The organism is Aeromicrobium sp. REDSEA-S32_B7 (assembly GCF_001626145.1).
Lineage (GTDB): Bacteria > Actinomycetota > Actinomycetes > Propionibacteriales > Nocardioidaceae > Aeromicrobium > Aeromicrobium erythreum.
Window position 1 is genome coordinate 1 of record NZ_LUNF01000265.1, and the last position, 2,960, is coordinate 2,960.

Below are 2,960 nucleotides of genomic sequence, written 5' to 3' on the forward strand. Positions count from 1 at the left end.
CTACCAGCACCTGCACGACCACCTCGCCGGGCGCGGCCTGCCGGTCGCCGAGGGCACCCTCGCGCCGGTCGCCGTGCGCTGCTCGTCGGGCATCCAGGCCGTCGTGCCCGCCGACCGTGCCCGCTACCTGTCCGAGATCACCGAGACGGTCCGCGGGTACCACGCCGAGACCGAACGGCTCGCCGACGCCGCCGACCGCGCACAGCGCCTCCAGACCACCGTCGCCGAGCTCGACGACGGCGGCCTCGACGCCGACGCCGTCACGACGCTGCTCGAGTCCGCCCGCAGGCAGGTGCCCCACGACGTCGCCGACCAGATCGCCGGCTGGCCCGCCGTCGTGGAGTCCTACTCCGGCGACGAGCAGGTGGTGCGGGTCCGCGACCGCGAGATCGTCACGCAGCTGACCCGCGAGTCCCTGTCGGGGAACAAGATCCCGCGCGTCTCCCTCCCCCGGTTCACCGGCCACGGCGACCTGGTGCGCTTCTGGCGCCGAGAGAACCTCCCCGGGTTCTTCCCGTACACGGCTGGCGTCTTCCCGTTCAAGCGGGACGGGGAGGACCCCGCCCGCATGTTCGCCGGCGAGGGCGACCCGTTCCGCACCAACCGGCGCTTCAAGCTGCTCAGCGAGGACGGGGAGGCCACCCGCCTCTCCACCGCCTTCGACTCCGTGACGCTCTACGGCCGCGACCCCGACCCGCGCCCCGACGTGTACGGCAAGGTCGGCACCTCGGGGGTCTCGGTCGCGACGCTGGACGACATGAAGGCGCTCTACGACGGCTTCGACCTCGTCTCGCCGAGCACGTCGGTCTCGATGACCATCAACGGTCCGGCCCCCACGGTGCTCGCCTTCTTCCTCAACACCGTCATCGACCAGCAGGTCGACGCCTTCCGCGAGCGCGAGGGACGCGAGCCCGACGAGACCGAGCACGCCGAGCTGCGCTCGTACGCGCTGAAGAACGTGCGCGGCACCGTGCAGGCCGACATCCTCAAGGAGGACCAGGGCCAGAACACGTGCCTGTTCTCCACGGAGTTCAGCCTGCGCATGATGGGCGACATCCAGCAGTACTTCATCGACGAGGGCGTGCGGAACTTCTACTCCGTCTCGATCTCGGGCTACCACATCGCCGAGGCCGGGGCGAACCCCATCAGCCAGCTCGCGTTCACCCTCGCGAACGGCTTCACCTACGTCGAGTCCTACCTCGCGCGCGGCATGGACGTCGACGACTTCGCACCGAACCTGTCGTTCTTCTTCTCCAACGGCATGGACCCCGAGTACTCGGTGCTCGGCCGCGTCGCACGCCGCATCTGGGCGGTGGCGATGAAGGAGAAGTACGGCGCGAACGAGCGCAGCCAGAAGCTGAAGTACCACGTGCAGACCTCGGGTCGCTCCCTCCACGCGCAGGAGATGGACTTCAACGACATCCGCACGACCCTGCAGGCGCTCATCGCGATCTACGACAACGCCAACAGCCTGCACACCAACGCCTACGACGAGGCGGTCACGACGCCGACGACCGAGTCGGTGCGCCGGGCGCTCGCCATCCAGCTGATCATCAACCGTGAGTGGGGCCTCGCGATGAACGAGAACCCGCTGCAGGGCTCGTACGTCATCGACGAGCTCACCGACCTCGTCGAGGCTGCTGTGCTGGCCGAGTTCGACGCGATCAACGAGCGCGGCGGCGTGCTGGGCGCGATGGAGACCGGCTACCAGCGCGGCCGGATCCAGGACGAGTCGATGCTCTACGAGCACCGCAAGCACGACGGCTCGCTGCCGATCATCGGTGTCAACACCTTCCGCCGACCCGACGCCGAGGGCGAGGAGCACGTCGTCGAGCTGGCCCGTGCGACGGAGTCGGAGAAGCAGTCGCAGCTCGACCGGGTGCACGCGTTCCAGCAGGCGCACCGGTCGAGCGCGGAGGAGGCAATCACCCGGCTGAAGGACGCGGCCACGTCGGGCGAGAACGTGTTCGCGGTCCTCATGGAGGCCGCGCGCGTGTGCTCGCTCCAGCAGGTGACCGAGGCGTTCTTCGAGGTCGGGGGGCAGTACCGGCGCAACGTCTGAGCGCGAGCCCGGTGGGGGCGCCGGCACCTCGTTCGAGTCGCCGGTATCACGATCACGTCCTACCGTGAAAGTCAAGACCCGATCGCCGATCGATCGAGCTCAGCGACAGGAGCCCCACCATGACCACCCACGACCCCCGCCCCGAGGCCACCCCGGCCCACCGCGACGCCGCGCCCGCCCACCGCGAGCCGGTGGCCGGCCGCACCGACCCGACGCTCGACCGTCGCGACGTCGTCGACCGCGAGAAGGAGCGGTTCGGTGGCATCAAGATCGTCTGCGCCTTCTTCGGCTGGATCACCGCGACCGGCATGACCGTGCTGCTGACGGCGCTCGTCGCCGCGGCCGGCGCCGGCGTCGGTCTCGTGTCCGACACCTCCGACCTCACGGACGCAGCCCAGAACCAGGGCATCTCCGCCGACGAGATCGGCTGGGCCGGCGTCATCCTGCTCCTCGTCGTCGTGTTCGTGTCCTACTACAGCGGCGGCTACGTCGCCGGTCGCATGGCCCGCTTCGACGGCATCCGCCAGGGCATCGCGGTGTTCGGCTGGGCCGTCGTCGCTGCGATCGTCATCGCGATCCTCGGCGCCGTCGCCGGTTCGCAGTACAACGTGTTCGACAACCTGAACGCGTTCCCGCGCATCCCGGACAGCCTGTCCGGCCTGAGCCTGCAGGGCGTCGTCGCGCTCGTCGGCGTCGTCGCCACGGCCCTCGTGGGCGCTGCGCTCGGCGGCCTCGCCGGCATGCACTTCCACCGCAAGGTCGACAAGGCCGGCCTCGGTCGCTGACCAGCACCGACCGACCCCACCCCGCCCCCCACGGCCCCCGCGACCGTGGGGTGCGGTGCGTCCGGACGAGGGTGGACCGCACGAGCGGGCGTCTGCGGGGTACGGAGGAGGAC

At 70.2% G+C, this 2,960-nt stretch carries 2 protein-coding genes; both read left to right on the forward strand.

Translation table 11 applies throughout. The features are described 5' to 3' along the window. Positions 1-2,062: methylmalonyl-CoA mutase family protein (locus A6Q79_RS16160; RefSeq protein WP_317698770.1), on the forward strand; the 2,062-nt coding region annotated here is incomplete at its 5' end. A 119-nt stretch (positions 2,063-2,181) separates the two neighbouring features. Further along, positions 2,182-2,847 carry a hypothetical protein gene (locus tag A6Q79_RS16165; RefSeq protein WP_067853603.1) on the forward strand — a complete coding sequence of 222 codons (666 nt, stop codon included), beginning with the start codon at positions 2,182-2,184 and terminating at the stop codon, positions 2,845-2,847. Positions 2,848-2,960 lie beyond the last annotated feature (113 nt).

Bases quoted from the DNA above. Each gene is read 5' to 3' on its own strand.
- A6Q79_RS16165 (WP_067853603.1), top strand. From the start codon at position 2,182: ATGACCACCCACGACCCCCGCCCCGAGGCCACCCCGGCCCACCGCGAC.